General features: G+C 65.1%; 23 protein-coding genes. 7 read left to right on the top strand and 16 right to left on the bottom strand.

Going from position 1 to position 23,449, the window contains the following annotated elements:
* Window positions 1-12: 12 nt before the first annotated feature.
* A complete protein-coding gene (locus ML401_RS08320; RefSeq protein ID WP_285812644.1) occupies window positions 13-1,956 on the bottom strand; it encodes a PAS domain-containing sensor histidine kinase in 1,944 nt (647 codons plus the stop codon).
* Between the two features lie 102 nt (window positions 1,957-2,058).
* On the bottom strand, window positions 2,059-3,489 hold the full coding sequence (locus ML401_RS08315) for a phospholipid carrier-dependent glycosyltransferase (RefSeq protein WP_285811338.1): 1,431 nt from the start codon (window positions 3,487-3,489) through the stop codon (window positions 2,059-2,061).
* Window positions 3,490-3,541: 52 nt separating this feature from the next.
* On the opposite strand from ML401_RS08315, the gene ML401_RS08310 reads away from it, so the two are divergent.
* Window positions 3,542-4,243 carry a FecR domain-containing protein gene (locus ML401_RS08310; RefSeq protein ID WP_211419516.1) on the top strand — a complete coding sequence of 234 codons (702 nt, stop codon included), beginning with the start codon at window positions 3,542-3,544 and terminating at the stop codon, window positions 4,241-4,243.
* 2 nt (window positions 4,244-4,245) lie between these two features.
* Window positions 4,246-5,406: a hypothetical protein gene (locus ML401_RS08305; protein ID WP_285811335.1), complete on the top strand. Its 1,161-nt coding sequence runs from the start codon at window positions 4,246-4,248 to the stop codon at window positions 5,404-5,406.
* 100 nt (window positions 5,407-5,506) lie between these two features.
* On the opposite strand, the gene ML401_RS08300 is transcribed toward ML401_RS08305, so the two are convergent.
* The 3 genes from ML401_RS08300 to ML401_RS08290 form a co-directional block, all read right to left on the bottom strand.
* Window positions 5,507-5,995 (bottom strand): VOC family protein, encoded by a 489-nt coding sequence (locus ML401_RS08300; protein ID WP_259218873.1) that lies wholly within the window; start codon window positions 5,993-5,995, stop codon window positions 5,507-5,509.
* A 43-nt stretch (window positions 5,996-6,038) separates the two neighbouring features.
* Entirely contained in the window at window positions 6,039-6,467 is a 429-nt protein-coding gene (locus ML401_RS08295; RefSeq protein ID WP_212065644.1) for a VOC family protein, read from the bottom strand.
* 118 nt (window positions 6,468-6,585) lie between these two features.
* The gene (locus tag ML401_RS08290) at window positions 6,586-7,098 is read right to left on the bottom strand and encodes a cupin domain-containing protein (protein WP_259218874.1); all 513 of its coding nucleotides are present in this window, start codon (window positions 7,096-7,098) and stop codon (window positions 6,586-6,588) included.
* Between the two features lie 128 nt (window positions 7,099-7,226).
* Here ML401_RS08290 and ML401_RS08285 point away from each other — a divergent pair, with 128 nt between their 5' ends.
* The gene (locus tag ML401_RS08285; RefSeq protein WP_211419520.1) at window positions 7,227-7,445 is read left to right on the top strand and encodes a CsbD family protein; all 219 of its coding nucleotides are present in this window, start codon (window positions 7,227-7,229) and stop codon (window positions 7,443-7,445) included.
* A 107-nt stretch (window positions 7,446-7,552) separates the two neighbouring features.
* On the opposite strand, the gene ML401_RS08280 is transcribed toward ML401_RS08285, so the two are convergent.
* From ML401_RS08280 to ggt, 5 genes are all read right to left on the bottom strand, one after another.
* Window positions 7,553-8,017 (bottom strand): FKBP-type peptidyl-prolyl cis-trans isomerase, encoded by a 465-nt coding sequence (locus ML401_RS08280; protein WP_018323238.1) that lies wholly within the window; start codon window positions 8,015-8,017, stop codon window positions 7,553-7,555.
* A 61-nt stretch (window positions 8,018-8,078) separates the two neighbouring features.
* A complete protein-coding gene (locus ML401_RS08275; RefSeq protein ID WP_285811326.1) occupies window positions 8,079-10,370 on the bottom strand; it encodes a xanthine dehydrogenase family protein molybdopterin-binding subunit in 2,292 nt (763 codons plus the stop codon).
* A 2-nt stretch (window positions 10,371-10,372) separates the two neighbouring features.
* On the bottom strand, window positions 10,373-11,389 hold the full coding sequence (locus ML401_RS08270; RefSeq protein WP_285811324.1) for a xanthine dehydrogenase family protein subunit M: 1,017 nt from the start codon (window positions 11,387-11,389) through the stop codon (window positions 10,373-10,375).
* A 4-nt stretch (window positions 11,390-11,393) separates the two neighbouring features.
* Window positions 11,394-11,957 carry a (2Fe-2S)-binding protein gene (locus tag ML401_RS08265; RefSeq protein WP_285812643.1) on the bottom strand — a complete coding sequence of 188 codons (564 nt, stop codon included), beginning with the start codon at window positions 11,955-11,957 and terminating at the stop codon, window positions 11,394-11,396.
* 220 nt (window positions 11,958-12,177) lie between these two features.
* Window positions 12,178-13,764, bottom strand: a complete 1,587-nt coding sequence (gene ggt / locus ML401_RS08260) for a gamma-glutamyltransferase (RefSeq protein WP_285811322.1) — start codon at window positions 13,762-13,764, stop codon at window positions 12,178-12,180.
* A 199-nt stretch (window positions 13,765-13,963) separates the two neighbouring features.
* Between ggt and ML401_RS08255 the strand changes: the two genes are divergently transcribed.
* Entirely contained in the window at window positions 13,964-14,731 is a 768-nt protein-coding gene (locus tag ML401_RS08255) for a rhodanese-related sulfurtransferase (protein WP_285811320.1), read from the top strand.
* On the top strand, window positions 14,721-14,939 hold the full coding sequence (locus ML401_RS08250) for a SlyX family protein (protein WP_194406523.1): 219 nt from the start codon (window positions 14,721-14,723) through the stop codon (window positions 14,937-14,939). The genes ML401_RS08255 and ML401_RS08250 overlap by 11 nt, the downstream gene beginning before the upstream one ends.
* A gap of 6 nt (window positions 14,940-14,945) precedes the next feature.
* Here ML401_RS08250 and ML401_RS08245 read toward each other — a convergent pair whose 3' ends face one another.
* Together ML401_RS08245 and ML401_RS08240 are read right to left on the bottom strand one after the other, a co-directional pair.
* Window positions 14,946-16,850, bottom strand: a complete 1,905-nt coding sequence (locus tag ML401_RS08245) for a diguanylate cyclase (RefSeq protein WP_211419526.1) — start codon at window positions 16,848-16,850, stop codon at window positions 14,946-14,948.
* A gap of 175 nt (window positions 16,851-17,025) precedes the next feature.
* A complete protein-coding gene (locus ML401_RS08240; protein WP_194406521.1) occupies window positions 17,026-17,241 on the bottom strand; it encodes a hypothetical protein in 216 nt (71 codons plus the stop codon).
* A 107-nt stretch (window positions 17,242-17,348) separates the two neighbouring features.
* On the opposite strand from ML401_RS08240, the gene hemE reads away from it, so the two are divergent.
* A complete protein-coding gene (gene hemE / locus ML401_RS08235) occupies window positions 17,349-18,383 on the top strand; it encodes a uroporphyrinogen decarboxylase (RefSeq protein ID WP_285811317.1) in 1,035 nt (344 codons plus the stop codon).
* 152 nt (window positions 18,384-18,535) lie between these two features.
* On the opposite strand, the gene hemC is transcribed toward hemE, so the two are convergent.
* The 3 genes from hemC to ML401_RS08220 form a co-directional block, all read right to left on the bottom strand.
* Complete coding sequence (hemC, locus tag ML401_RS08230; protein ID WP_285811315.1) at window positions 18,536-19,516, bottom strand: hydroxymethylbilane synthase; 981 nt, start codon at window positions 19,514-19,516, stop codon at window positions 18,536-18,538.
* 97 nt (window positions 19,517-19,613) lie between these two features.
* Window positions 19,614-21,239: a GMC family oxidoreductase gene (locus ML401_RS08225; RefSeq protein WP_285811314.1), complete on the bottom strand. Its 1,626-nt coding sequence runs from the start codon at window positions 21,237-21,239 to the stop codon at window positions 19,614-19,616.
* Between the two features lie 52 nt (window positions 21,240-21,291).
* Entirely contained in the window at window positions 21,292-21,882 is a 591-nt protein-coding gene (locus tag ML401_RS08220) for a TetR/AcrR family transcriptional regulator (RefSeq protein ID WP_285811312.1), read from the bottom strand.
* A gap of 99 nt (window positions 21,883-21,981) precedes the next feature.
* Here ML401_RS08220 and ML401_RS08215 point away from each other — a divergent pair, with 99 nt between their 5' ends.
* Window positions 21,982-22,347, top strand: a complete 366-nt coding sequence (locus ML401_RS08215; RefSeq protein WP_194406516.1) for a nuclear transport factor 2 family protein — start codon at window positions 21,982-21,984, stop codon at window positions 22,345-22,347.
* Between the two features lie 12 nt (window positions 22,348-22,359).
* Here ML401_RS08215 and ML401_RS08210 read toward each other — a convergent pair whose 3' ends face one another.
* Window positions 22,360-23,304 carry a hypothetical protein gene (locus tag ML401_RS08210; RefSeq protein WP_285811310.1) on the bottom strand — a complete coding sequence of 315 codons (945 nt, stop codon included), beginning with the start codon at window positions 23,302-23,304 and terminating at the stop codon, window positions 22,360-22,362.
* Between the last annotated feature and the right edge of the window lie 145 nt (window positions 23,305-23,449).

Genomic DNA, 23,449 nt, shown 5'->3' with positions numbered 1-23,449 from the left:
GCGGACCGTCGCTCAGACCGGCACCGCTCCGGCGAGCGCCTCCCGAACCAGCCGCGCGAGCTCGGCCTTGCGGTAAGGCTTCTCCAGGATCAGGGCGCCCTGCCGGACGTGGCCGTTCGCGGCCAGCGTTTCGAGGGCATAACCCGAGGTCAGCAATACGTGCAGCTCGGGCCTCTCCTTGCGGGCGAGACCCGCGAGTTCCCACCCGTTGACGCCCCCGGGCATGACGACGTCGGTGAAGAGCAGGTCGACATGCGGCGTTACGGCAAGCGTCTGCAAGGCTCCCTTGCCGTCGACGGCGGAAATCACCTTGTAGCCCAGGCTTTCCAGGCTCATCACCGCATAGGAGCGGACGAACGGATCGTCCTCGACGACCAGCACGATTTCCGAACCGCTCTGTGCCACCTCCTTCTCGACCGCCAGCGGCACGCCCTGCGACTTGCTCAGCACGGCCGGAAGATAGATCCGCACCGTCGTTCCCAGGCCCGGCTCGCTGTAGATCGTGACATGGCCGTTGGATTGCTTGACGAAGCCATACACCATGCTGAGCCCGAGCCCGCTGCCTTTGCCGACCTCCTTGGTGGTGAAGAAGGGTTCGAACGCGCGTTCCAGCACCCGCTTGGGCATGCCGGTGCCGGTGTCGGTCACGGCGATCACGACATATTCGCCCGGCCCGACATCGGGATGCGCATTGTGATCACCGGCATCGAGCGAAGCATTCGCCGCCGAGATGGTCAGGCGTCCGCCTGACGCCATTGCATCCTGGGCGTTCAGCGCGAGGTTGAGGATCGCCGCCTCGAGCTGCGCCGGATCGGCAAAGGCCTGCCGGAGCGCAGGATCGGCCTGCGTGGCGATCTCGATGTCCTCGCGCAGCGTTCGCCGCAACAGCATGTACATGGACTCGACGAGCTTGTTGCATTCGGTCTCGACCGGCCGCAGCAGCTGCTTGCGGCTGAAGGCGAGCAGGCGTTGCGTCAGCTCGGCGCCGCGTTCGCCGGCGCTGCAGATGTCGTCGGCAAGGCGCTTCAGGTCCCCGCGCGGCACCAATTGCTCGGCGAGGTATTCGGCATTGCCGACGATCACGGTGAGGAGATTGTTGAAGTCGTGGGCGATGCCGCCGGACAGCTGTCCGACCGCCTCCATCTTCTGCGCCTGGATCAGTTGGGCCTTGGTGCGCTTGCGGTCGCTGAGATCGTGGATCATGCCGACGAAGATGGACGAGCCGTCCTGCTGGGCCTCGCCGACCGAAAGGTCCATCGGGAAGGTCGTGCCGTCCTTGCGCCGGCCCAGCACCTCGCGGCCGATGCCGATGATCTTCTTGTCGCCGGTCGCGATGAAATTGCGGATGTAGCCGTCATGCTCGGACCGGTAGGGCTCGGGCATCAGCATCCGGACATTGTGTCCGAGCACCTCGTCGGCCTCGTATTTGAACAGCCTTTCGCAGGCCGGATTGAATTTCAGGATGATGCCGTCCGAATCGATCAGGATCACGCCGTCGACGGCGGTGTCGACCACCGCGCGCAGCCGCGCAGCGCTCTCGCGCAGCTCGCGCTCGACCCGCTCGCGCTCGGTGAGATCGTGAATGATGCCGACGAAGATCGAATCGCCCGCGGCCTGCCTGCTCTCGCCGACCGACAGATGCATCAGGAACGTCGAGCCGTCCTTGCGCTGGCCGACCACTTCGCGGCCGATGCCGATGATCTTGCGTTCGCCGCTGACGTGATAATTGTGAAGATATCCGTCGTGGGCGTCGCGGTAGGACGACGGCATCAGAACCTTGACGTTCCGCCCGATGACTTCCTCGGCGACATAGCCGAACAGCTTCTCGCAGGCCGGATTGAACATCAGCACGCCGCCGCGCGCATCGATCAGGATCACGCCGTCCACTGCGGTGTCGACGACGGCCCGTAGCCAATCAGCGTTGGACTGGTCCGGACTGGCGATGCGATCCTCCATGCTCACCCGAAGGCTCCTCAGGCCCGAGGATGGCGGCCAGTCCACACGCACAGATTGATTCAGGCAAGATAATTCTACCAGGCATATGCACGCAAGCGGGCACTAGATCCAGCTTTGGAACAGCATCAGCCGGCCGAAGCTTCGCATCGAGGTCCCGATGAAGGCTGCCGAGACCGGAAGCATGACCGCAAAGCCGATCCCGGCAACGCCGACATAGGCCCACAGCAGCCAGCGCGGCAGACCGTCCCGGCGCAGCACATAGACCAGGGCGAGCGACGCCGCGGTGGCGGCGGGCAGATAATAGTAGATGAAACCCAGCGTGCGCGGCAGCAGGGCCCAGGCGAGCCAGGGACCGAAATAGAACGCCGCGATCAGGAACGCATCCCAGCGGCGCTCGACGACGAAATCGCGCAGCACGAGCGCGAGCGCGAGCAGCGCCGGCCACAAGACCAGTGGATTGCCGAGGAAGACGACCGCGGAGACGTTGTCTTCCGCGACCTTGTCGAACAGGAACCAGACCGGGCGCGCGAGTAGCGGCCAGGACGGCCATGAACTCATATAGGTGTGGCCGGCAATCGCGGTCGTGGTGTTGTCGGCAAAGATCCGGCGCTGTGCCTCGATCAGCTCCGGCAGCGACACCCCGTAAAGCGGAACGAAAGCGGCAAGATAGACCACGCCCGGCAGAATCGCGAAGCTGAACACGACATGATGCAGCCGGAGGCCGGGCCAGAGGTCCGGCCGATACCAGTCGTCCGGCTTCGCGTCGGCGAACAGCGTGCGCCAGCCCTGCATCAGGCGGATCACCGCGACGATGACGATGCAGACGCCGAGCGGAAACAGGCCGCTCCATTTGCAGGCCGCAGCGCAGCCGAACAGGCTGCCGGCGAGCGCGAACAGCGCCTGCGGCCGCTGTCGTCGAAACCCATGCATGAAGGCGGCGGTGGCAAGCAGACCGAAGGAGAGCGCAAAGATATCGAGCATGGCGATGCGTGCCTGCACGTAGAGCATCTGGTTGAAGGCCGCGATCAGCGCCGCGGCGACCGCGGGGCCTTGCGCGGAGAACAGCGCGAGGCCGCACAAATAGATCGCGACGACGGCGAGCGCGCCGAACAACGTCGCGGGGTAGCGCCAGCCGAGCGCGTTGTCGCCGAAGGCCGCGATCGAGGTCGCGATCAGCTCCTTGGCCAGCGGCGGATGCATCGGATTGAGCATCGGCTGCGAGATCGCCGGTGCCAGCATCTGCCGCGCCGCCGGCACGTAGTGCACCTCGTCGAAGACGAACTTCTCCGGCGTCGTCAGTCCGATCAACAGCGCGAGATGCGCAACCAGGAAGATTGCGACAGCAATCACTGCGCTTCGCGACATCATCGGAACCGCGGGCAATTCGAGCGGCTGCTGGGAGGCTGTTTTGCGTGGCAAATTTGCGTCACCGCGGACAAAAATAGAAGTCTCGTTTTTCATTGAACGCATTCTGCCGCAACTGTCACTAAGCATGACGCACGTCCCGCGCGGCTTGTGATAATTCCGCCACATCGCAAGCTTGCGCGATCCGGTACGATCAGGGACATATCGATCGGTTGCGAAAATGAATTTGCGTTTCTGGCTTTTCCCCACCCTGTTGTCGGCGGCGCTTGGCGCCGCGCCCTGCGCAATGGCGCAGACGCGCGTCGGCGAAGCCGTCGTGATCCAGAACGAGGTGGTGCGCGTCGCTGCGTCCACCACGCCGATCAATGTCGGCGACAGCATGCTGCGCGACGAGACCGTGCGCACCGGCGCCGACAGCGCGGCGCGCTTCGTGATGGCCGACAGCACCAATCTGTCGCTCGGTCCCAGCGCCACGCTGAAGCTCGACCGCACCGTCTTCAACGACGAACACAGCTACCGCGATGTCGCGATCCGCATGACCACCGGTGCGTTCCGTTTCGTCACCGGACATTCCGAGAAGACCGCCTACAAGATCACGACGCCGCTTGCCACCATCGGCGTGCGCGGCACCACGCTCGACATCCTTTCCCAGCGCGGACGCTCCGTCGTCGTGCTTCAGGACGGCGCAGCCAGTGTCTGCACGACGAGCTTCCAGTGCGTGCAGCTCACCCAGCCGGGCGACACCGCAATCATCACCTCGAGCGGCGGCAAGGTCGGCATCACCAAATCCAACTCGCCGCCCTGGACCTTCGCCGCCAACTGCGCCGCGAGCGCCGGGCTGTGCGCGGTGAACCAATATGCCGACGCCTCGCCGACCATCACGCCCGCGGTCCATGACGACGGCATGCTGTGCGGGCGCTGACGATGGCGAAACTCCGCTTGAAGCGCGTGATCCTCGCCGGCCTGCTGACCGTGGCCGCCGCGCTTGCGTTCGTCGCGCTCGATGTTCGCCCGGCTACAGCTCAGGCTTCTTGCGAGATCGAATGTGGTGAGCCGACGCCTTACCCGACCTATTCTCCGTCCCCATCACCGACATCTTCGCCGTCGCCTTCCCCCTCTCCTTCGCCCAGCCCCTATCCCTCGCCGTCGCCGAGTCCGTCTCCATCACCGACCTCGGCGCCGACGCCGACCGGCGCGGATTCCAGCGGCAATTCGATCGGCGGCCTCGCGGGCCAGCGCTTCAACCAGATGATCACCAACCGGGTGCTCGGAACGGTGTTGCTGGGCGTCAACGAGCAAGTCAATTGCAGCGATTGCATCAGCGCATTCGGCTCGGCCGGCTCGTTCTCGGCCGGCATCCACGGCCGCAAGGAATTGACCAACAATTTGTCGCTGCTCGCCGGCATCGCCTACACGCAATACAACGAAGGCGGCTACAAGATCACGAGCGCACCGATCGGCGCCTTCGCGCTGCGTTACGACTTCACCGACTGGGGCTCGTCGCGTCCGTTCTTCGACGTCGGCACGATCCTGACGCCGTGGGAGAAGGCGCGCTACACCCGCAGCTACAACACCAGCCTCGGGCCGGTGAGCGTGACGAGCTCGACCAACGCCTCGAACTACGCGGTCTACGGCCGCGCCGGCTGGATGAGCCGCCTGTCGCCGCGCGACGAAGTCGCAGCCTCGATCGAGGTCTGGCAGCTCTGGCAGCGCGTGTCCGGCTACAGCGACAATGCGGTGGCATTCAATCCGTTCGACGCCACCATCGCTGATGGCACCGACCGCACCAGCCTGGTCAAGATCGGCGGCCAGTGGACGCATCTGTTCGGCAGCAATTTCGAGACGAACATCAATGGCGGCTGGGTGCAGTCGTTTGCCAGCCGCAGCGGCATCGTGGCGACCGTGACCGGCCAGGGCGTGGTGGTGCCGACCATGGGCAACCAGGGCTGGTTCGAATATGGCGGCCGCCTCGGCTTCCGCGTGCAGAAGGGCTGGATCGTGGATCTCTTCGCCAACGGCACACTGGGCCCGCAGCCGGTGGGCAACACCATCCACGGCGGCGTCGGGCTAAGGATAAATTATTAGCTGCGGGCGTAATTTCGTAGGGTGCGCATAGCGAAAGCGTGCCCACCACCTCTCGATATTGGAGGCAAAGGGTGGGCACGGCGCAAACGCGCCTTTGCCATCACGCCGCCGACTTGCCCTCGAACGCGCGGCGCAACGCGTCGACATCCAGCTTCACCATCTTCATCATCGCCTGCATCGCGCGCGCGGCGGCCGCCTTGTCGGGGCTCGACAGGAATTCGAACATCACCTTCGGCACCACCTGCCAGGCCACGCCCCAGCGATCCCTGAGCCAGCCGCACTGCTCTGCCTTGCCGCCATGAGCGAGAAAGGCATTCCAGACGCTATCGACCTGGGCCTGGTCGTCGCAATGGATCATCAGCGAGATGGCGTGGGTATACTCCATCTTCATGCCGCCGTTGAGCGCGACTAGGGGCTGGCCGGCCACCGTGAACTCGACCACCAGCACCGAGCCCGTCTTGCCGGAGGGGCCGTCCGAAACGTTGCGCTGAACATGGGTGATCTCGGAGTTCGGCACGAGCGAGGTATAGAACTTCGCGGCCTCTTCGGCATCGCCGTTGAACCACATGCAAGGCACGAGCTTTGACATCTCGAGTGCTCCTCTTCGAATGTTGGATATTTGCGGATTTCGATCAGGCGTCGGCCATGGCCGGCTGCGCGGGCGCGGCCGCCAGATCCATCCAGTTCACGCCCCACATGTGGCCATCCGGATCCTCGAAGCTGCGGCCGTACATGAAGCTGTATTCGTCCTTCGGGCTGGGATCGGCCACCCCGCCCGCGGCCTCGGCCCTGCCGACGATCTCGTCGACGTCGCTGCGGCTGTCCGCCGACAGGCAAAGCAGCACCTGGTTCGAGGTTCTGGCATCCGCGATCGGCTTCGGCGTGAATTGACGGAATTTGTCGTGCGTCGTCAGCATGACGAAGATGGTCTCGGAAAAGGCCATGCAACTCGCCGTATCGTCGCAGAATTGCGGGTTCTTGACCGCGCCGACCGCCTCGTAGAACGCGGTGGCGCGCGCGAGGTCGGTCACCGGCAGGCTGACGAAGATCATCTTGGGCATCGGAGGCTCCTTGGGGCGGGTTCTGCCCAAGGACGGATGGCCCACAGGCCATCCGACACGGCCTCCGAATATTTTTTTCGAGTCCCGGGGGACGATCGCGCCGCCCCCCGGGCCAGTCCTACTTCTTCTCGTTCGGGTCCCGGTGTACCGGATCGATCCACAGCACGGTCTCGGGCTTCTCGATTGGCTCGATGTCGAGGTTGATCGCCACGGCCTCGCCGTCGCTGCGCACCAGCACACATTCCAGCACCTCGTCCGGGCTGGCGTTGATCTCCTGGTGCGGCACGTAGGGCGGGACGAAGATGAAATCGCCGGGGCCAGCCTCTGCCGTGAATTGCAGCTTCTCGCCCCAGCGCATTCGGGCCTTGCCCTTCACGACGTAGATGACGCTTTCGAGATGGCCGTGGTGATGCGCGCCGGTCTTGGCATCGGGCTTGATGCTGACCGTGCCGGCCCACAATTTCTGCGCACCGACACGCGCGAAATTGATCGCGGCCGCACGATCCATGCCGGCCGTGGACGGCACGTTGGTATCGAGCTGGTTGCCGGGAATGACGCGCACGCCGTCATGTTTCCAGCGATCGTCATGATCGTGGTCATGGTGAGAATGCGAATGGTCATGGCCGGTCATGGGACTTGCTTTCTGTTGGTTCCGTGCGCGGCAAACTAACCCGAAGCCGCGTCCGCGAGCCATACCAAAATTGGAACCCTCATAGCCCCGGGACGTTGACTACACGACCAGATGAAAAGGAGAGTTTCATGGGCAGCACCACCGACAAGATCAAGGGCAACGCGAACGAAGCAATCGGCAAGGCCAAGCAGGGCATCGGTGAAGCCACCGGTTCCGAGCGCTTGAAGGGCGAAGGCGTCGTCCAGGAAGTGAAGGGCAAGGGCCAGCAGGCCATGGGCGATGCCAAAGACGCCGCAAAGGATGCGATCGATCGCGCCGCGGCCTCCGCAAAGCGCGCGACGGAATGACGCGCAGGAGATGAATGCGAAAAGACCGGCCGCGAGGCCGGTCTTTTTGTTTGTGCAGTCATTCCAGGGCGGCTCGAAGAGCCGAATCCCGAACGACAGCTGCGCCGTCACTTCACCGCGAGCAATTCCACGTCGAACATCAGCGTCGCGTTCGGCGGAATAACGCCGCCGGCGCCGCGCGCGCCGTAGCCGAGCTGCGGCGGAATGATCAGCGTGCGCTTGCCGCCGACCTTCATGGAGGCAACGCCCTCATCCCATCCGGCGATGACGCGGCCCTTGCCGATCGGGAATTCGAACGGCTCCTTGCGATCGACGGAGCTGTCGAATTTCTTGCCCTTCTGGCCGTTCTCATAGAGCCAGCCGGTGTAGTGCATCACGCAGATCTGGCCGGGCTGCGGCGAGGCACCGGTGCCGACGGTGGAGTCGATGATCTGCAAGCCTGAAGCTGTGGTCATGGTCTTTCCTGCGGTCTGGGCCGAGGCCGTGGTGGAAACGAAATGCGACACGCCTGCGATCACGGTGATCGCGAGCGCCGACATCAGGGTGAGGAGCGCGCGCTGGAAACGCTGCATAAAGACACCTTCCGTTTGTGGCGGAAGGTGTCTAGCGCAACGCGGTTGGGGTTTCCACCCCTCACACCTCGATATTTTCCAGCCGGACCGGGAGCTTGCGGATGCGCTGGCCGGTGGCGTGGTAAATCGCATTGCAGATCGCGGCATTGGTGCCAACATTGGCGAGCTCGCCGACGCCCTTTGCGCCGACGGGATTGATGCGGTCATCCTGCTCGGACAGCAAGATGACCTCGACGTCGGCCACATCGGCATTCACGGGCACGAGGTAATCGGCGAAATTGTCGTTGACGTAGCGCGCATTGCGCTCGTCGATTTCGGTGGCCTCCAGCAGCGCCGACGACATGCCCCAGATCAGTCCGCCCATCAGCTGGCTGCGCGCGGTGCGCGGGTTCATGATCCGACCTGCAGCGAAGGCGCCGACCAGGCGGGGACAGCGGATCTCGTGCGTGAAGCGGTTGACGCGCACCTCGACGAACTCCGCGCCGAACGCATAGGCGATCTGATCCTTCATTTGGTGTCCGCCCACGAGCCGCACCTGCCCGCTATGCATGGCGCGGAAGGAATCCAGCGGCGCGCCTTCCGGCTTCCATTCGCCATATTCCTCGACGACGCCGACCCCGAGCGCGTCGAACGCCTTCTCCAGGTCGAGCGGCCGATCGCCCTTTGCCGCCTGCGTGGCCGGCGTCTGGCCGAGCCCGACGGTCTCCTTGGCCTTGTCCGTCAGGCTTTGGCCCGGCATCGCCGCCTTGAACAGGCGCTGCCGGATCTGATCGCACACCATCGTTACCGCCGAGCAGGTGCTGGCAGTGGAGTTCGAGCCTCCGGCAACGGGCGCCGGCGGCAGATCGCTATCCCCGATGAAGACGGCGACCTTCTCCAGCGGCACGCCGAGCCTTTCGGCCGCAGTCTGCGCAATGACGGTATAGGCGCCGGTCCCGATCTCGTGGCCGGCGATCTCGACGCGGGTACGGCCGTCGCGCTGCAGCCGTACGCGTGCTGCGGCGGGGCCCATCTGCGTCGGATAGCAGGTTGCGGCACAGCCATAGCCGATCAGCCAGTCCCCGTCCGACATCGATTTCGGCTGCGGCGAGCGCTGCGCCCAGCCGAACGCCTTGGCGGCCTCGTCGAAACAGGCCATCAGCGAGCGCGAGGTATAGGGCTTGCCACCGATAGGCTCGTTGGTGGTGTCGTTGATACGGCGAAGCTCGACCGGATCCATGTTCAGCTTGACCGCGAGCTCGTCGATCGCGCTTTCCAGCGCAAACAGATACGGCACCTCCGGTGGCGAGCGCATGAAGCCGGGCGTGTTGCGGTCGGCCCGCACGATGGAGACGAGGCTGTCGACATTCGGACAGGCATAGAGCCGCGTCGTCGTCTTGGTGCCGCCGACGCAATAGGCGTCGGACCGAGAGGACACTTCGGCGCCCTCATGTCTGAGCGCGACCAGCTTGCCGTCGCGGCGCGCACCAAGCTTGATCTCGTGGCGGGTCTCTGCACGGTGGGTGGTGATGGTAAAGCCTTGGTCGCGGGTCGGGACCAGCTTGACCGGCCGGTTCAGCCGCCTGGCAATACCGGCGATGATGGCGGTACGCGGCGTCATGGAGCCGCGCGAGCCGAAGCCGCCACCGACATAGGGGTTGACCACGCGCACCTTGTCGGCGTCGATGCCGAGCTGTTCGGCGACCCCATATTTCAGGCCGTAGACGAACTGGCTCGGCTCGTAGATGACGAGCTCGTCGCCCATCCAGGCGCAGCTCGTCGAGAACAGCTCCATCGGATTGTGATGCTGCGCCGGCGTCTCATAGGAAGCGGTCAGCTTGACCTCCGCCTCGTCGAACGCCTTGGCGAAATCGCCGACCTTCGGGTCTTCCTTGAACTGGGCATTCTGACCCTTCGCAGGCGCACTGGTCGTCCCGGGCGAGTCGAAGGTCGCGCTCGGCGTGGCGGCCGTGTAGCTGACCTTGACGCGGTTGGCGGCCTCGCGTGCCGCCTCGTAGGTTTCGGCAACGACCACCGCAATGATCTGGCCGTCATGGGCGATCTCGGCGGATTTCAGCGGCTGGATCGTCGTGCCCGCATAGCCGCCGTTGCTGAAGAGCTTGGAGTCCTTCAACTTCGGTGCGTTCTCGTGGGTGACGATGTCGATCACGCCGCGGACGCGCCTGGCGTCATCGAGATCGAAGCTGTCGATCCGTCCCTTGGCGATGGCGCTGGTGACGAGAAACGCATACGCGGGGTCGGCGAGCGGCATGTCGGACGCGTAGGTCGCGCGACCAGTCACTTTTACGACCGCATCATAGCGCGGCACAGGCTGGCCCATGTTCGTCTTCGGCTCCGGAGCAGCAACGGTCATGATCAGATCTCCATCGTTACGGCTTGCTGGAGCGCGCGTGCCACGACGCGCTTGCCGAGCTCAATCTTGAAGCTGTTGTGCCGCCGCCCTTTGGCGTCCGCGAAGGCGGCATCGGCAACACGCTGCGCCAGGCCGTCGTCGAATCTCTGTCCTTTCAACAGCGCCTCCGCCTCGCGCGCCCGCCAGGGCACGGTGGCGACGCCGCCGAGCGCAACGCGCGCGTCCCTGATCATGCCGTCCTGCACGTCGAAGGCGACCGCAGCCGAGGAGAGAGCAAACTCGTAGGACTGCCGGTCGCGCGCCTTGAGATACACCGAACGGGGCCAGCGTCCGGAAATGGAGAACGCCGAGATCAGCTCACCCGGTTGAAGACTGGTCTCGATGTCGGGTGTGCTACCGGGCGCCTTGTGCAGCTGCGCAAATGGCAGGCTGCGGACGCCGGATTTTCCGGTGATTTCGACGGTTGCATCCAGTGCGATCAGCGCCTGCGCGAAATCGCCGGGATAGGTCGCGATGCACTGGTCGGAGACGCCGAGCACCGCGTGCATGCGGTTAACGCCGTCCATGGCGGCACAGCCGGAGCCGGGATTGCGCTTGTTGCAATTCTCATAGGACACATCGCGGAAATAGCTGCAGCGCGTTCGCTGCATCACGTTGCCGCCGAGCGTCGCCATGTTGCGCAACTGGGCGCTGGCGGCGAGCTTCAGGGAATTGGCGATCACCGGATAATTGCGCTGGATCTCGTCGTGCGCGGCAACATCTGACATCTTCGCGAGCGCGCCGAGACGCAGGCTGTCGCCCTTCGGCTCGATCGCCGACCAGCCGCGCGCGAGCGGATTGATGTCGACGATCGCGGCGGGCCGCATCACGTCGAGCTTCATCAGATCTATCAGCGTGGTGCCGCCGGCGAGAGGCTGCGCCTGGGCCTGTGTCAGCGGACTATTGGCGGCCGCAGCGGCGCTGAGCGCCTGCACGGCAGCGTTCGGGTCCGTTGCCCTTTGATACGTGAACGGTCGCATGCGCCTACCCTTTCATGATCTCGGGCGCGGCCTGCTTCACGGCGGCGACGATGTTGGGATAGGCGGCGCAGCGGCAGATGTTTCCGCTCATATATTCGCGGATGTCGGCCTCGCTGCCCGCATGCCCCTCCTTCACGCAGGCAATGGCGGACATGATCTGGCCGGGCGTGCAATAGCCGCACTGGAACGCGTCGTTGTCGATGAAGGCCTGCTGCATCGGATGCAGGCGATCGTCGGTGGCGAGGCTCTCGATCGTCGTGATCTCCTGTCCCTCTGCCGCGAGCGCGAGCGTCAGGCACGACACCACCCGCCGATCGTCGATCAGCACCGTGCAGGCGCCGCATTGGCCGTGGTCGCAACCCTTCTTGCTGCCGGTGAGCTTGAGATGGTCGCGCAGCGCATCGAGCACCGTGGTGCGCGCGTCGATGTGCAGGCGCTTGTCCTTGCCATTGACCCGCAGCGTGACATCGACAGGGAGTGACGGGTCCTGTACCGCGGGGGCCCTTGCCTCCTCTGCGGCCGCGCGCGCCGTGATCGGGACGAGCGCACTGCCGGCCGCGCCGGCCATGAAGGCGCGCCGATCGAATGCTGATTGTTTGGAACTTGGTGTGTCGGACATCCGGGCCTCCGCCGCTGATCTCTCGAAGCAGCGCACGCCTGCACCGCTCATCGCCCCTTAACCTGAAGCAATGAGCTCCGTTCCGAACGGAAAAGGGCGATGCTGCAAATGCCGCATCGCCCTTCGTCAACTTTTCCTGATCTCGCGCGCGAGGAACTTGCGCTGGCGATCAATAACCCAATGCGCAGCCGTCCTTGCGCGGATCGGAACCGCCGGTGAGCGTACCCTTGTCCCAATCGATCCAGATCGCCTGCGCGCCACCGAGCGGACCGACCACGCTGGTGGTCTTGTGGCCGAGCTTCTTCAGCCCTTCGACGATCGCGGCCGGCACGCCGTCCTCGAGCTGATACTGGCCCTCGTAGTGCAGGCCGCGCGGCATATCGATCGCCTCCTGCACGTCGCAGCCGTAATCGAGGATGTTGGTCAGCACGCGGGTCTGGCCGACCGGCTGGTACTGCCCGCCCATCACCGCGAACGGCATCACGGAGCGGCCGCCCTTGGTGAGCAGGCTCGGCATGATCGTGTGCAGCGGACGCTTGCCGCCTTCGATGCAGTTGGGATGCCCCGGCTGGATGCGGAAGCCGCCGGCACGGTTCTGGAACAGGACGCCGGTCTTGTTCGAGACGATCGCCGAGCCGAAGGAATGCGCGATCGAGTTGATGAAGGAGCAGACGTTGCGGTCCTTGTCGACGACGGTGATGTAGATCGTCGACGGGTTCATCGGCGGCGCGACACTAGGTAGATCGAGCATGCCGTCCATGCGGATCTTGGCGATGTGCTCGTCGCAGAACTCCTTGGCGAGGATCTTCGCGACCTCGATCTGCATGTGCTCGGGATCGGCGACATGCAGCTCGCGATGCATGTAGGCGATGCGCGCGGCTTCTGCCTCGAGATGGAAGCGCTCGACGCTGAGCGGAGCGAACTTCGTCAGGTCGAACCGCGACAGGATGTTGAGCATCAGCAGCATGGTGAGGCCGGGGCCGTTCGGCGGGCACTGCCAGACGTCGTAGCCCTTGTACATGGTGCCGATCGGCGTCGTCGTCTCGGTGGTGTGCGCGGCGAAATCGTCGAGCGTGTGCAGGCCGCCGATCCCGCGCAGGGTCTCGACCATGTCCTCCGCGATCGGGCCCTTGTAGAAGGCATCGCGGCCATCCTTGGCGATCGCGCGCAGGGTCTTGCCGAGCTCAGCCTGGCGGATGACGTCACCGGCCACCGGCGGCTTGCCGCCCGGCAACAGGTACCGCACCGTGTTGGTGCCGGCCTTCAGCTTCTCGAACTGGTTCTTCCAGTCGAACGCGATGCGGGGCGCGACAACGTAGCCCTCCTCGGCCGCCTTGATCGCGGGCTGGAGCAGCCGGTCGAAGCCGAACTTGCCGTGATCGCGCAAGACGGTGGCGAAGGCATCGACCACGCCGGGGATCGACACCGCATGCGCCGAGGTCAGCGGCACGGAGTTCATCTTGCGTTCGAGATACCAGTCGGCATTCGCCGCCTTCGGCGCGCGGCCGGAGCCGTTATAGGCGATGATCTTGCCCTCGCCGCGCGGCTGGACCAGTGCGAAGCAATCGCCGCCGATACCGGTCGATTGCGGCTCGATCACGCCGAGCACGGCCGAGCCGGCCACCGCCGCGTCCACCGCCGTGCCACCCTCGCGCAGCACCTCGATCGCCGCGAGCGAGGCCTGCGGGTGCGAGGTCGCAACCATCGCGTTGGTGGCGTGGACCGTGGACCGGCCGGGGAAATGGAAGTTTCTCATCGAATTTCTTGCTCTCTTGGCCGTGGGCGCAGGTGGCGCGCCATCTCGGAAAAACCGGGTCTACATGACACATTCCCGCCCGCAGGGGCAATGCTGGCATGCCAGTGAAATGGCTGCCATCCGCTGGGCGTATAGACCTTCAGGGCAAGGCGGCTCATGCGGGTTTTCCAGGCCGCACGCGCCTGCTAAACGAGCCGCCATGTCTGATCCGAATTCGGTCACCAAGGTCGCCGCCTTCTACCAGTTTGCCGCCCTCCCGGATTACCGCGAGCTGCGCCAGCCCCTGCGCGCGTTCTGCGACGGCCTCAAGCTGAAAGGCAGCGTGCTGCTGGCGCAGGAGGGCATCAACGGCACGCTCGCCGGTGCGCCGGGCGCGATCGACGCTCTCGCCCATGAGCTGGTGCACGGCGACATGTTCGGCGGCAGGCTGAACAATCTCGAATTGAAATTCTCGGCTGCCGAAGCGATGCCGTTCGGGCGGCTCAAGGTGCGGCTGAAGAAGGAGATCGTCACGCTCGGCGATGCGGCTGCCGATCCGACCCGCCAGGTCGGCACTTATGTCGATGCAAGCGAATGGAACGCGCTGATCTCGGCGCCCGACACGCTGCTGCTCGACACCCGCAACGCCTTCGAGGTGGCGATGGGAACGTTCGAAGGCGCCGTCGACCCCGGCATCGGGAGCTTTGGCCAGTTCAAGGATTTCGCCGCCGAGCGGCTCGATCCGGCCACGCATCGCAGGATCGCGATGTTCTGCACCGGCGGCATCCGCTGCGAGAAAGCGAGCGCGCATCTGCTCGCGCGCGGCTTTGCCGAGGTCTATCACCTCAAGGGCGGCATTCTCAAATATCTGGAAGAGGTGCCGGAGGCGCAGAGCCGCTGGCGCGGCGAATGCTTCGTGTTCGACGAACGCGTCGCGCTTGGCCATGGCTTGCGCGAACGGAACAAGGACGCAACGCGTGACGAATGACATCAAGACGCTGGGCGAGCGCATCGACACGCTGGAGACACGCATCGCCTATCAGGACGACACGATCGAGACCCTGAACCAGACCATCACGGCGCAGTGGAAGCAGATCGATCTGTTGACGCGGAAGATCGCGGAGCTCGGCGAGCGGCTGCAGGACGCCGAGGCCCATGCGCCGGGACCCGCCAACGAGCCTCCGCCGCATTATTGAGCCGTCCTACTGGCCGGACGCCTTCGGCAGCAGGTTCATGAGCTCGCCGGACATCATCAGGCGGTCGCGGCCGGCGTCCTTGGCGGCGTAGAGCGCCCGGTCGGCCGCTTCAACCAGCGAGGCCACTCCGGCCGTGCGCTCCAGCGCCGGCCGGCAGGTCGCGCCGCCGACCGAGACGGTGACGCATCCGGCTGCCTGATTGCTGCTATGAACGAGGCCGGCCTCATGAATGGCCTGGCGGATCCGTTCGCCGACCTGGGCGCAGCCGGCGGCATCGGTGTTCGGCAGCAGCATGGCGAATTCCTCGCCGCCATAGCGCGCGGCCAGATCGCCGGCGCGCTGCGTCTCGGCGGCGATGATCTTCGCGACCAGGCGCAGGCAGGCATCGCCCGCGGGGTGACCGTATTCGTCGTTATAGGCCTTGAAGTGATCGACATCGATCATCAGCAAAGCGAGGCTGGAGCGGTCGCGATAGGCGCGCGCCCATTCCTCCTTCAACCGATCGTCGAAGCGGCGGCGATTGGCAAGCCCGGTGAGACTGTCCTCGATCGCCAGCGTCTCGAGCCTGGTTTCCAGCTTCTTGTGCTCGGTGATGTCGCGGGAGATCGCGACCACGCCGTCGACGCGGCCATTGTCCTTGCGCGTCACCCGCATGGTCGATTCCAGCCAGACTTCGCCGTTCTGCCGGTGCGAGTTGCGGTAGATGAGGCGCGCCTCCTCCCGCTCGCCACGCTTCATGGCGTCGACGATGGCCTGGACCTCCGGCAGGTCCTCCGGATTGATGCCCGCCAGCGCCGGCGTGCCGATCAATTGATTGGCGCGCCAGCCGACGACGCGCACGGACGAGGGCGAGACATAGCGCAGCCGCTCGTCGAGCCCGATGCGGGTCACCATGTCGCTGGAGCCTTCGGCGAGCAGGCGGAAATGCGCCTCCTTCTCGACCAGGGCGGCGGCCATGCGCTGGCCGCGCTGCAACTGCCGCACCAGCACGGCGCCGATGACCGCAATCAGCACCACCAGCGCCATCACGTAGACCATGCGGGAGATGGCCGCGGCGCGCCAGGGCGCGAGCAGTTCCTCCTTGTCGAGCGTCGCCAGCAGGACCAGCGGATAGCGGTTCGAGCGCTTGAAGGAGCTGACGCGCTCGGCGCCGTCCAGCGGCGATTTGAAATGATAGGCGCCGCTCGGCCGCTGCAGGCTGGCGTCGCGGAAGAGCGGAGTGTCGGCAACGCTGCGGCCGACGAACTTATCGTTGCTGGGATTGCGCGCGATCATCAGCCCGTCGCCATGCGTGAGCGACACTGAGCTGTTGCGGCCGATCTCGAACTGCTCATAAAAGTGCGAAAGATATTTTGAGCTGATGGTCGCGAGCACCACCCCGCCGAAGCTGCCGTCGGGTTTGTTGAAGCGGCGCGACAGGGTGACGACCCATTCGCCGTCCAAGAGGCTCTTTACGGGATGGCCGACATGGGGCTCCCGTTTCGGGGAGAGCTGATGATAGCGAAAGAACGCATCGTCGCTGAGCGTCGAACCTATCGTGCCCGGCGAGGTCAGCCAATTGCCTTGGTCGTCGATGATGGCGAGGCTGTGAATGCGCTCGATGGCCTTCTTGCGTGCTTCCAGCAGGGTGCGCAGTTTGGCAATCGTCGCGGGTGCGGTGCCGTCCATCTCGAGGCGGCTGACGACGCCGACGACGCCGGAATCGAGCAGATCGAGGCTGTCCTCGGCATGCTGGGTCAGCGAGCGGGCGACGTTCGCCATCTCGGTCTCGGCACCCTTGAGCACCGCATCGCGCGCCGCCCATTCGCGCCAGCCGCTGATGCCGAGAATGGCCACGCAGGTCAGCACGACGAACCCTGCCGCGCGCGGCGGCAGGCGGCTCCATCCAGTTCGTTGGGTAGCAGAGCTCATGCGACAGAGGGTCTCCGATGTTTCGGAACCTCTGCCGCTTCTGTTAGTGAACTCTGAAGTCGCCACCGGGATACCCGGCAATCTGGCCCGGTTCCAGTAGTCCTACGGAGGCCGCAATCGGCGCATTGCTAACAAGATATTAGCAAGCCGATCGGAATCCGGCGTGCCTGCCCGCCTAGCTGAAGATCGCCTTGACCTTGTCCCAGAGCGAGGGACTGTCGGCCTCCGCGTCGGCCTTTGAGGGCGTCGGCTGCGCCGCGCTCACGGGATCAGACGCTGGGAAGGTATCCTTAAGCCCGGCGTCGAGCTTGGACTGCCGGTCGGCAGCGAGCGCTTCGTGCAGATCGTCAGCGTGCTTGTCATGCGGCGCGGGATTGAATGTCTCAGCCATGATCTTCCTCCATCGGCTGGTCAACGCGGCCCTGTTGCCCTGGTTCCCCTGTTCCGCTGGGGGCCGAGCCGGTGTATCAGGGGCCATCACCCTGTTCAGGACCGTTCGTGCCCCAATCTGAAAAAATGCCCTTCATCGACGTGCTCTCCGGCCAGCGCCAGAGCATCCCGCCCATGTGGATGATGCGGCAGGCCGGCCGCTATCTGCCGGAATACCGCGAGGTGCGCGCCAAGGCCGGCGGCTTCCTCGATCTCTGCTTCAACCCGGAGCTGGCGGCCGAGGTGACGTTGCAGCCGATCCGCAGGTTCGGCTTCGACGCAGCGATCATCTTCTCGGACATTCTGGTGATCCCCTATGCGCTCGGGCGCTCGGTCCGGTTCGAGGTCGGCGAGGGCCCGCGGCTGGAGCCGCTGGATGATCCCGCTAAGGTCGCAACGCTGGCGCCGCGCGCCGATCTCGGCAAGCTCGCGCCGGTGTTCGAGGCGCTCAAGCTCGTGCGCGGCGCGCTCGACCCCAAGACCGCGCTGATCGGCTTCTGCGGCGCGCCGTGGACGGTCGCGACCTACATGGTCGCCGGCCAGGGCACGCCCGACCAGGGGCCGGCACGGATGATGGCCTACCGGCATCCGGAGGCGTTTGCTGAGATCATCGACGTGCTGGTCGAGAGCTCGATCGAGTATCTGCTGGCGCAACTCGCAGCCGGCGCCAATGCCCTGCAGATCTTCGACACCTGGGCCGGCGTGCTGCCGCCGGCCGAATTCGCGCGCTGGTCGGTCGAGCCGACGCGGCGCATCGTGGAGGGCGTGCGGGCTAAGGTGCCCGATGCCAAGATCATCGGCTTCCCCCGCGGCGCCGGTGCGCTGCTGCCGGGTTACGTCGAGGCGACCGGCGTCAACGCGGTCAGCATCGACTGGACCGCGGAGCCGGCCTTCATCCGCGAACGCGTGCAGAGCAAGGTCGCGGTGCAGGGCAATCTCGATCCGCTGGTGCTGATCACCGGCGGCAGCGCGCTCGACCGCGCGGTCGACAACGTGCTGGCCAATTTTGCGCAAGGGCGCTTCATCTTCAATCTCGGCCACGGCATCCAGCCGGAGACGCCGATCGCCCATGTCGAGCAGATGATCAAGCGCGTGCGGGGCTAGCTCCGCCCCGACCCCGAGGGGGCGGACTTAAAAACGCGAAAACAACCCCATGCACAGTAGACAAGTCATTGAAAAAGCTGGGCCGGCATGAGGCGGTTCAGACGCGCTTTTGACGCGTCGGGCAAAACAGGCGCGGCGTTTCGCAGCGAGGCTCAGCGCGGCCGGCTGCGCTCGATGATCTCGGCGGCGCCCTTGGTTAGCAGATCGAGACCCACCGCACGGCCGAGCTCGCGCGGACGATTGGCGGGGCCTTCGCGCGAGGCCTCGATGATGGTGTTGCCGGAGAGGTCGAGCACGGATGCGGTGAGCGACATCTGATCGCCTGATATGGTCGAGAAGCCCGCCACCGGCGAATTGCAGTGGCCGTTCAGCACCCACAACACCTCGCGCTCGGCATCCGCGCTGGCGTGCGCGGCGGGATCGTCGATCGATGACAGGATTTGTCGCGTCTGCCAGTCCTGCGCCGCGCATTCGACGGCGACGATGCCCTGCCCCGCCGCGGGCAACATCTCCGCGGCCGTGAATTCGTAGGTGACGCGATGAGAAAGGCCGACACGATCGAGGCCGGAACGGGCCATGATCAGCGCATCTGCCGGTCCGACCTCACCGCCGTCAGGCAGCCGCTGCTTCGTCTGATTGTCGAGCTTTCGCACGCGCGTGTCGGCGGCACCGCGGAAATGAATGATCTCCGCTTCTGGAAATAACCGTCGGGCATACGCCGCCCGCCGCACGGCGTTGGTGCCGATCTTGAATCCCTTGCCACCGAACTGGCGGAAGGCATCGAGCGAAACTCCATCACGCAGCACCAGCGCGTCACTGGGCGGATCGCGCGACAGCGTGGCACCGATGACGAGGCCCGGCGTGTCCTCGTTGCCCGGCATGTCCTTCAGCGAATGCATCGCCGCCTGCAATTCGCCCGAGAGCACGGCGGCCCGGATCTGCGCCACGAAGGCGCCGCCCTTGCCGCCATGGGGCTGCAGCTTGCTGATCTGGTCGGTATCGCCCGTGGTGTCGAACTTGACGATCTCGACGTCGAGACCGGGCACGGCGGCGGTCAGGCGGCGCGCGATCTCTTCCGTCTGTGCCAGCGCCATCGCGCTCTTGCGGGTGCCGATCTTCAATCGCGTAGCCAAGTCCTGGTCCTTTCGAGACGCGTTCGTTTTGAGCATGATCTTATCGGAAGACTGGTCCCCACTGCGCCAACGCGGCCCTCCGGGTCCGGATCATGCTCTACCGCGCATCCTCCAATATCATGTCGGAGGCCTTTTCGGCGATCATGATGATCGGCGCGTTGGTGTTTCCCGACACGAGGTCCGGCATGATCGAGCCGTCGACGACCCTGATGCCCTCGAGACCCCTCACCTTCAACCGCTGATCGACCACCGCGAGCGCGTCGTTGCCCATACGACAGGTCGAGGTCGGATGGTAGATGGTGCTGCCGCGCTCGCGGCAATAATCCAGAATTTCGGCATCCGTGGATACCTTCGTGCCGGGATCATATTCGCTGACCACGAACGGCTTAAGGGGCGGCGCATTCAGGATCTTGCGCAGGATCTTGATGCCCTCGACATTGGTGGTGCGGTCGGTCTCGGTCGACATGTAGTTGATGCGGATTTCCGGCGGCACCGCAGGGTCGGCACTCCGGATGCGCAGGGAACCGCGACTCTCGGGGCGGAGCTGGCACACCGAGGCCGTGAAACCGGAGAAGTCGTGCAGTTTCTCGCCCATCTTGTCGGTCGAGAACGGCAGGAAGTGCACCTGGATGTCGGGCGAGGCGAGGCGCGGATTGGTCTTGAAGAACGCGCCCGCCGTGCCGGCCGCGATCGTCAGCCAGCCCTTCCGGAACAGCGCATAGCGCGCGCCGGCGAGTGTGCGGCGGAGCGGATGGTTGACCGTGTCGTTGAGCGTGATCTTCTGCGAGCAGCGCATCACGATGCGGACCTGCATGTGGTCCTGGAGATCGTGGCCGACGCCCGGCGCGTCCAGCACGACGTCGATGCCGTGCTTGCGCAGGAGATCGGCGGGACCGACACCGGAGAGCTGCAGCAATTGCGGCGAGTTGTAAGCGCCGCTCGACAGCACGATCTCTCTTCGCACGCGGGCGCGACGGACTTGCGCGCCTTGCCGATATTCGACGCCAACGGCGCGGCGGCCCTCGAACAGCACGCGCTGGCCGAGCGCCTCGGTCTCAATCCTGAGATTGCCGCGTGCCTTGGCCGGGCCGAGATAAGCGACCGAGGTCGAGGCGCGGCGGCCGTTGCGCGTCGTGGTCTGGAACAGGCCGACGCCTTCCTGCTTGGCACCGTTGAAGTCAGGGTTATAGGGCAGACCGGTCTCGACCGCGGCGTCGATGAAGGCTTTCGACAGCGGGTCAGTCACGACCATGTTGGAGACCGGCAGCGGACCGCCCGTGCCGTGATACTGATCGGCGCCGCGCGACTGGTTCTCCGCCTTCTTGAAGTAGGGCAGCACGTCGTCATAGCCCCAGCCGGTATTGCCGAGCTGACGCCAGCGATCGTAATCCTCGTGCTGCCCGCGGACATAGAGCAGACCGTTGATCGAGCTGGAGCCGCCCAGCGTCTTGCCGCGCGGCTGGAACACCTGGCGGCCCTTCAGCTCGGGCTCCGGCTCGGTCTGGTACATCCAGTTGACGGTCTTCTCCTTGAACAGCTTGCCGTAGCCGAGCGGCACATGGATCCAGATGTTGGAATCCTTCGGCCCGGCCTCGAGCAGCAGCACGCTGTGCTTGCCGTTCGCCGACAGCCGGTTGGCGAGCACGCAGCCGGCGGAGCCTGCGCCGACGATGATGTAGTCGAACTCAGGGTCGGACGGCGTGAGGGAGGAGTTTGCGTTCATGCGCTACGGTTCTTCTTGTTGTGTGGGCGTTTCCATTTCGTCACTAGCACGATCATGGCTTGGCGCGCAGCGCCTCGACCAGCGACTTGAACGCACGGGCATATTCCGCGCCCGCTCTTGCGATATCGGCCCGGCCGGCGCAGGCGACGGCGGCTTCGGTCACCGCGCCGAGCAGCAGCCGCGCCAGTGGCTCGACCGGCTGCCTTGCAATGAGACCGGCCTCCATCGCCGCCGCCAGCGCGCGCGGCATCTTGCCGCCAAAGTGTCTTGCGTCGATCTCGCGCCAGCGCTCCCAGCCGAGCACCGCCGGGCCGTCGCGCAAAATGATCTGGCCGGTCGGTCCCTTCGCGGTGGCGGCGAAGTAATGCTGGGTACCGGCGACCATCGCGGCCAGCACGTCCTTTTCCGCGCGCGCGGCACCGTCGATCTCGACGACGAGGTCGCGCGAGACCAGGTCGAACACGGCTTCGAACACCGCCTCCTTGGTCTTGAAGTGATGATAGACCGCGCCCTTGGCGATGCGGGCTGCCTCAGCGATCTCGTCCATGGTGGTAGCGGCAAAGCCTTGCGTCCCGAACAGGCGGCGTGCCGCCGTCAGGATCGCCTCCGATGTCGCCGCCCGCCGTTCCGCCTGCTTGGCCATGGGTCTCGTCTAATCCAATCATAGGCGGGCCGCCAGTTGACTTTTCGACCATCGGTCGGTATTTACCGACCATCAGTCGGTTTTATCATAGGATGCATCATGCCGAGCCGTGACATCGTCGAAGCTTTTGCCAAGCGCCTGGAGGACGGAGATTTCGTCGGCGCGATCGAGCACTTTTATACGCCCGACGCCGCGACCTACGAGAACAACGCCGCCCCGACGGTCGGGCGGGAAAATTTGGTCGCGAAGGAGCGCGGCGTGCTGGCCGCGACCAAGGAGGTCAAGGCCGTTCGCGTCGGACCGAGCCTGATCGAGGGCGACCATGTCGCGACCCGCTGGACCTTCAGCTTCACGAATGCCGAAGGCGTCACACGAACGCTGGACGAGATCGCGTGGCAGACCTGGCGCGGCGACAAGCTGATCGAGGAGCGGTTCTACTACGATCCGAAGCAGCTGGGGCGCTGAGCAGGATCGGACCTACCGGTACACCAGGACCACGACCATGCCGACCAGAGGCGCAAGAAACCGGACGGCCTGCCACCGAGATCCGTCGATCGACCAGCGTCCGTAGACGATGGTGCCGCCATGCTGGGAGGGCGAGCGCGGTTGATCCCGAAACGCCTTCCAGCGCGCCTCGGCAGGCCCGAGAAAATCTTCCGGCTTGACCGTCATGTCGGCGCTGTTCAGCACCACCTGCATCATCTCGCCTTTCGGCTGGAACATGGCTTCGGCCCCGGGTGGCGCGAAAAAGCTGCGCTTCGGGGCGATGTGCTGCTCATGGAAATCCCGACCGACCGTGACGGCCGCGGCATATGGACTTACGAACGGCACGCCCGAGAGGCCGGGAACGACGAGATGGCCCACCCCGCGCACCTCCTGCCAGGGAATGAAGAGACCCTTGAGCCACGGCCTGTGAAACCGGATGCCCGCGGCAGACATCGAGACGACGGCCCGATCCGCGTAGAGGTGACGGTAAGCTGAGAACAGGATCCATCCGAAACCCAGATAGAGCAACATCCAGCCGAAGACGTTCAGCGATGGATTGACGAGGTGGCTCCAATTGAGACCGCGCATGGCGCCGACATAGCTGGAGCGGCCGCTTGGTCCACCGACCAACATGCTGATCACACCGATCAGGCCGGAAACGACGATCAGGACAAGGACGCCGATCAACAATTCAAGAAGCAATGGCAGGCCGGACCGTCCGATCAGCGTCGTCAGTGCATAGGCTGCGAACGCCAGACCCAGGAGAGCAAGATAGACGGCGGCCAAAACCGCTCCGCTCTGGCCGCGGCTTTCGGCGTGGAGGGCAATCGCAAGGCCGGCGACGCAGGCCCACATCGCCCAGGGAAGGCGGTCCATCCGCCATTTATCCATCGTGTATTCGACCGTTGCCGAAACATCGGCGGAAGGCTCGCTCATGGACAGGCCCTCGGGATCGCAAATGCATCCGTTGCCGACGCGGCGCACGGGAGCCTCGTCGATGCACGAAACGTATCACGCAATTGAGGAGAACGTCTCGTCCTGGCCGATCATCGCCGGCTCGACCGGGTGAGCCAGGACGCCG

The sequence above is a fragment of the Bradyrhizobium sp. 62B genome, from assembly GCF_030272265.2.
Classification (GTDB): Bacteria; Pseudomonadota; Alphaproteobacteria; order Rhizobiales; family Xanthobacteraceae; genus Bradyrhizobium.
Note: the sequence above shows the minus strand (reverse complement) of the source record. Positions and strands in the feature narration are given on the sequence as shown.

What these genes read in the sequence shown, in the direction of transcription:
- ML401_RS08215 (WP_194406516.1), top strand. Translation starts at nt 21,982, where the DNA reads ATGCCGAGCCGTGACATCGTCGAAGCTTTTGCCAAGCGCCTGGAGGAC.
- ML401_RS08225 (WP_285811314.1), bottom strand. Translation starts at nt 21,239, where the DNA reads ATGAACGCAAACTCCTCCCTCACGCCGTCCGACCCTGAGTTCGACTAC.
- ML401_RS08280 (WP_018323238.1), bottom strand. Translation starts at nt 8,017, where the DNA reads ATGCAGCGTTTCCAGCGCGCGCTCCTCACCCTGATGTCGGCGCTCGCG.
- ML401_RS08220 (WP_285811312.1), bottom strand. Translation starts at nt 21,882, where the DNA reads ATGGCCAAGCAGGCGGAACGGCGGGCGGCGACATCGGAGGCGATCCTG.
- ML401_RS08285 (WP_211419520.1), top strand. Translation starts at nt 7,227, where the DNA reads ATGGGCAGCACCACCGACAAGATCAAGGGCAACGCGAACGAAGCAATC.
- ML401_RS08290 (WP_259218874.1), bottom strand. Translation starts at nt 7,098, where the DNA reads ATGACCGGCCATGACCATTCGCATTCTCACCATGACCACGATCATGAC.
- ML401_RS08265 (WP_285812643.1), bottom strand. Translation starts at nt 11,957, where the DNA reads ATGGCCGGCGCGGCCGGCAGTGCGCTCGTCCCGATCACGGCGCGCGCG.
- ML401_RS08275 (WP_285811326.1), bottom strand. Translation starts at nt 10,370, where the DNA reads ATGACCGTTGCTGCTCCGGAGCCGAAGACGAACATGGGCCAGCCTGTG.
- ML401_RS08300 (WP_259218873.1), bottom strand. Translation starts at nt 5,995, where the DNA reads ATGTCAAAGCTCGTGCCTTGCATGTGGTTCAACGGCGATGCCGAAGAG.
- ML401_RS08310 (WP_211419516.1), top strand. Translation starts at nt 3,542, where the DNA reads ATGAATTTGCGTTTCTGGCTTTTCCCCACCCTGTTGTCGGCGGCGCTT.
- ML401_RS08240 (WP_194406521.1), bottom strand. Translation starts at nt 17,241, where the DNA reads ATGGCTGAGACATTCAATCCCGCGCCGCATGACAAGCACGCTGACGAT.
- ML401_RS08315 (WP_285811338.1), bottom strand. Translation starts at nt 3,489, where the DNA reads ATGTGGCGGAATTATCACAAGCCGCGCGGGACGTGCGTCATGCTTAGT.
- ML401_RS08210 (WP_285811310.1), bottom strand. Translation starts at nt 23,304, where the DNA reads ATGAGCGAGCCTTCCGCCGATGTTTCGGCAACGGTCGAATACACGATG.
- ggt (WP_285811322.1), bottom strand. Translation starts at nt 13,764, where the DNA reads ATGAGAAACTTCCATTTCCCCGGCCGGTCCACGGTCCACGCCACCAAC.
- ML401_RS08255 (WP_285811320.1), top strand. Translation starts at nt 13,964, where the DNA reads ATGTCTGATCCGAATTCGGTCACCAAGGTCGCCGCCTTCTACCAGTTT.
- ML401_RS08270 (WP_285811324.1), bottom strand. Translation starts at nt 11,389, where the DNA reads ATGCGACCGTTCACGTATCAAAGGGCAACGGACCCGAACGCTGCCGTG.
- ML401_RS08245 (WP_211419526.1), bottom strand. Translation starts at nt 16,850, where the DNA reads ATGAGCTCTGCTACCCAACGAACTGGATGGAGCCGCCTGCCGCCGCGC.
- ML401_RS08320 (WP_285812644.1), bottom strand. Translation starts at nt 1,956, where the DNA reads ATGGAGGATCGCATCGCCAGTCCGGACCAGTCCAACGCTGATTGGCTA.
- ML401_RS08295 (WP_212065644.1), bottom strand. Translation starts at nt 6,467, where the DNA reads ATGCCCAAGATGATCTTCGTCAGCCTGCCGGTGACCGACCTCGCGCGC.
- ML401_RS08305 (WP_285811335.1), top strand. Translation starts at nt 4,246, where the DNA reads ATGGCGAAACTCCGCTTGAAGCGCGTGATCCTCGCCGGCCTGCTGACC.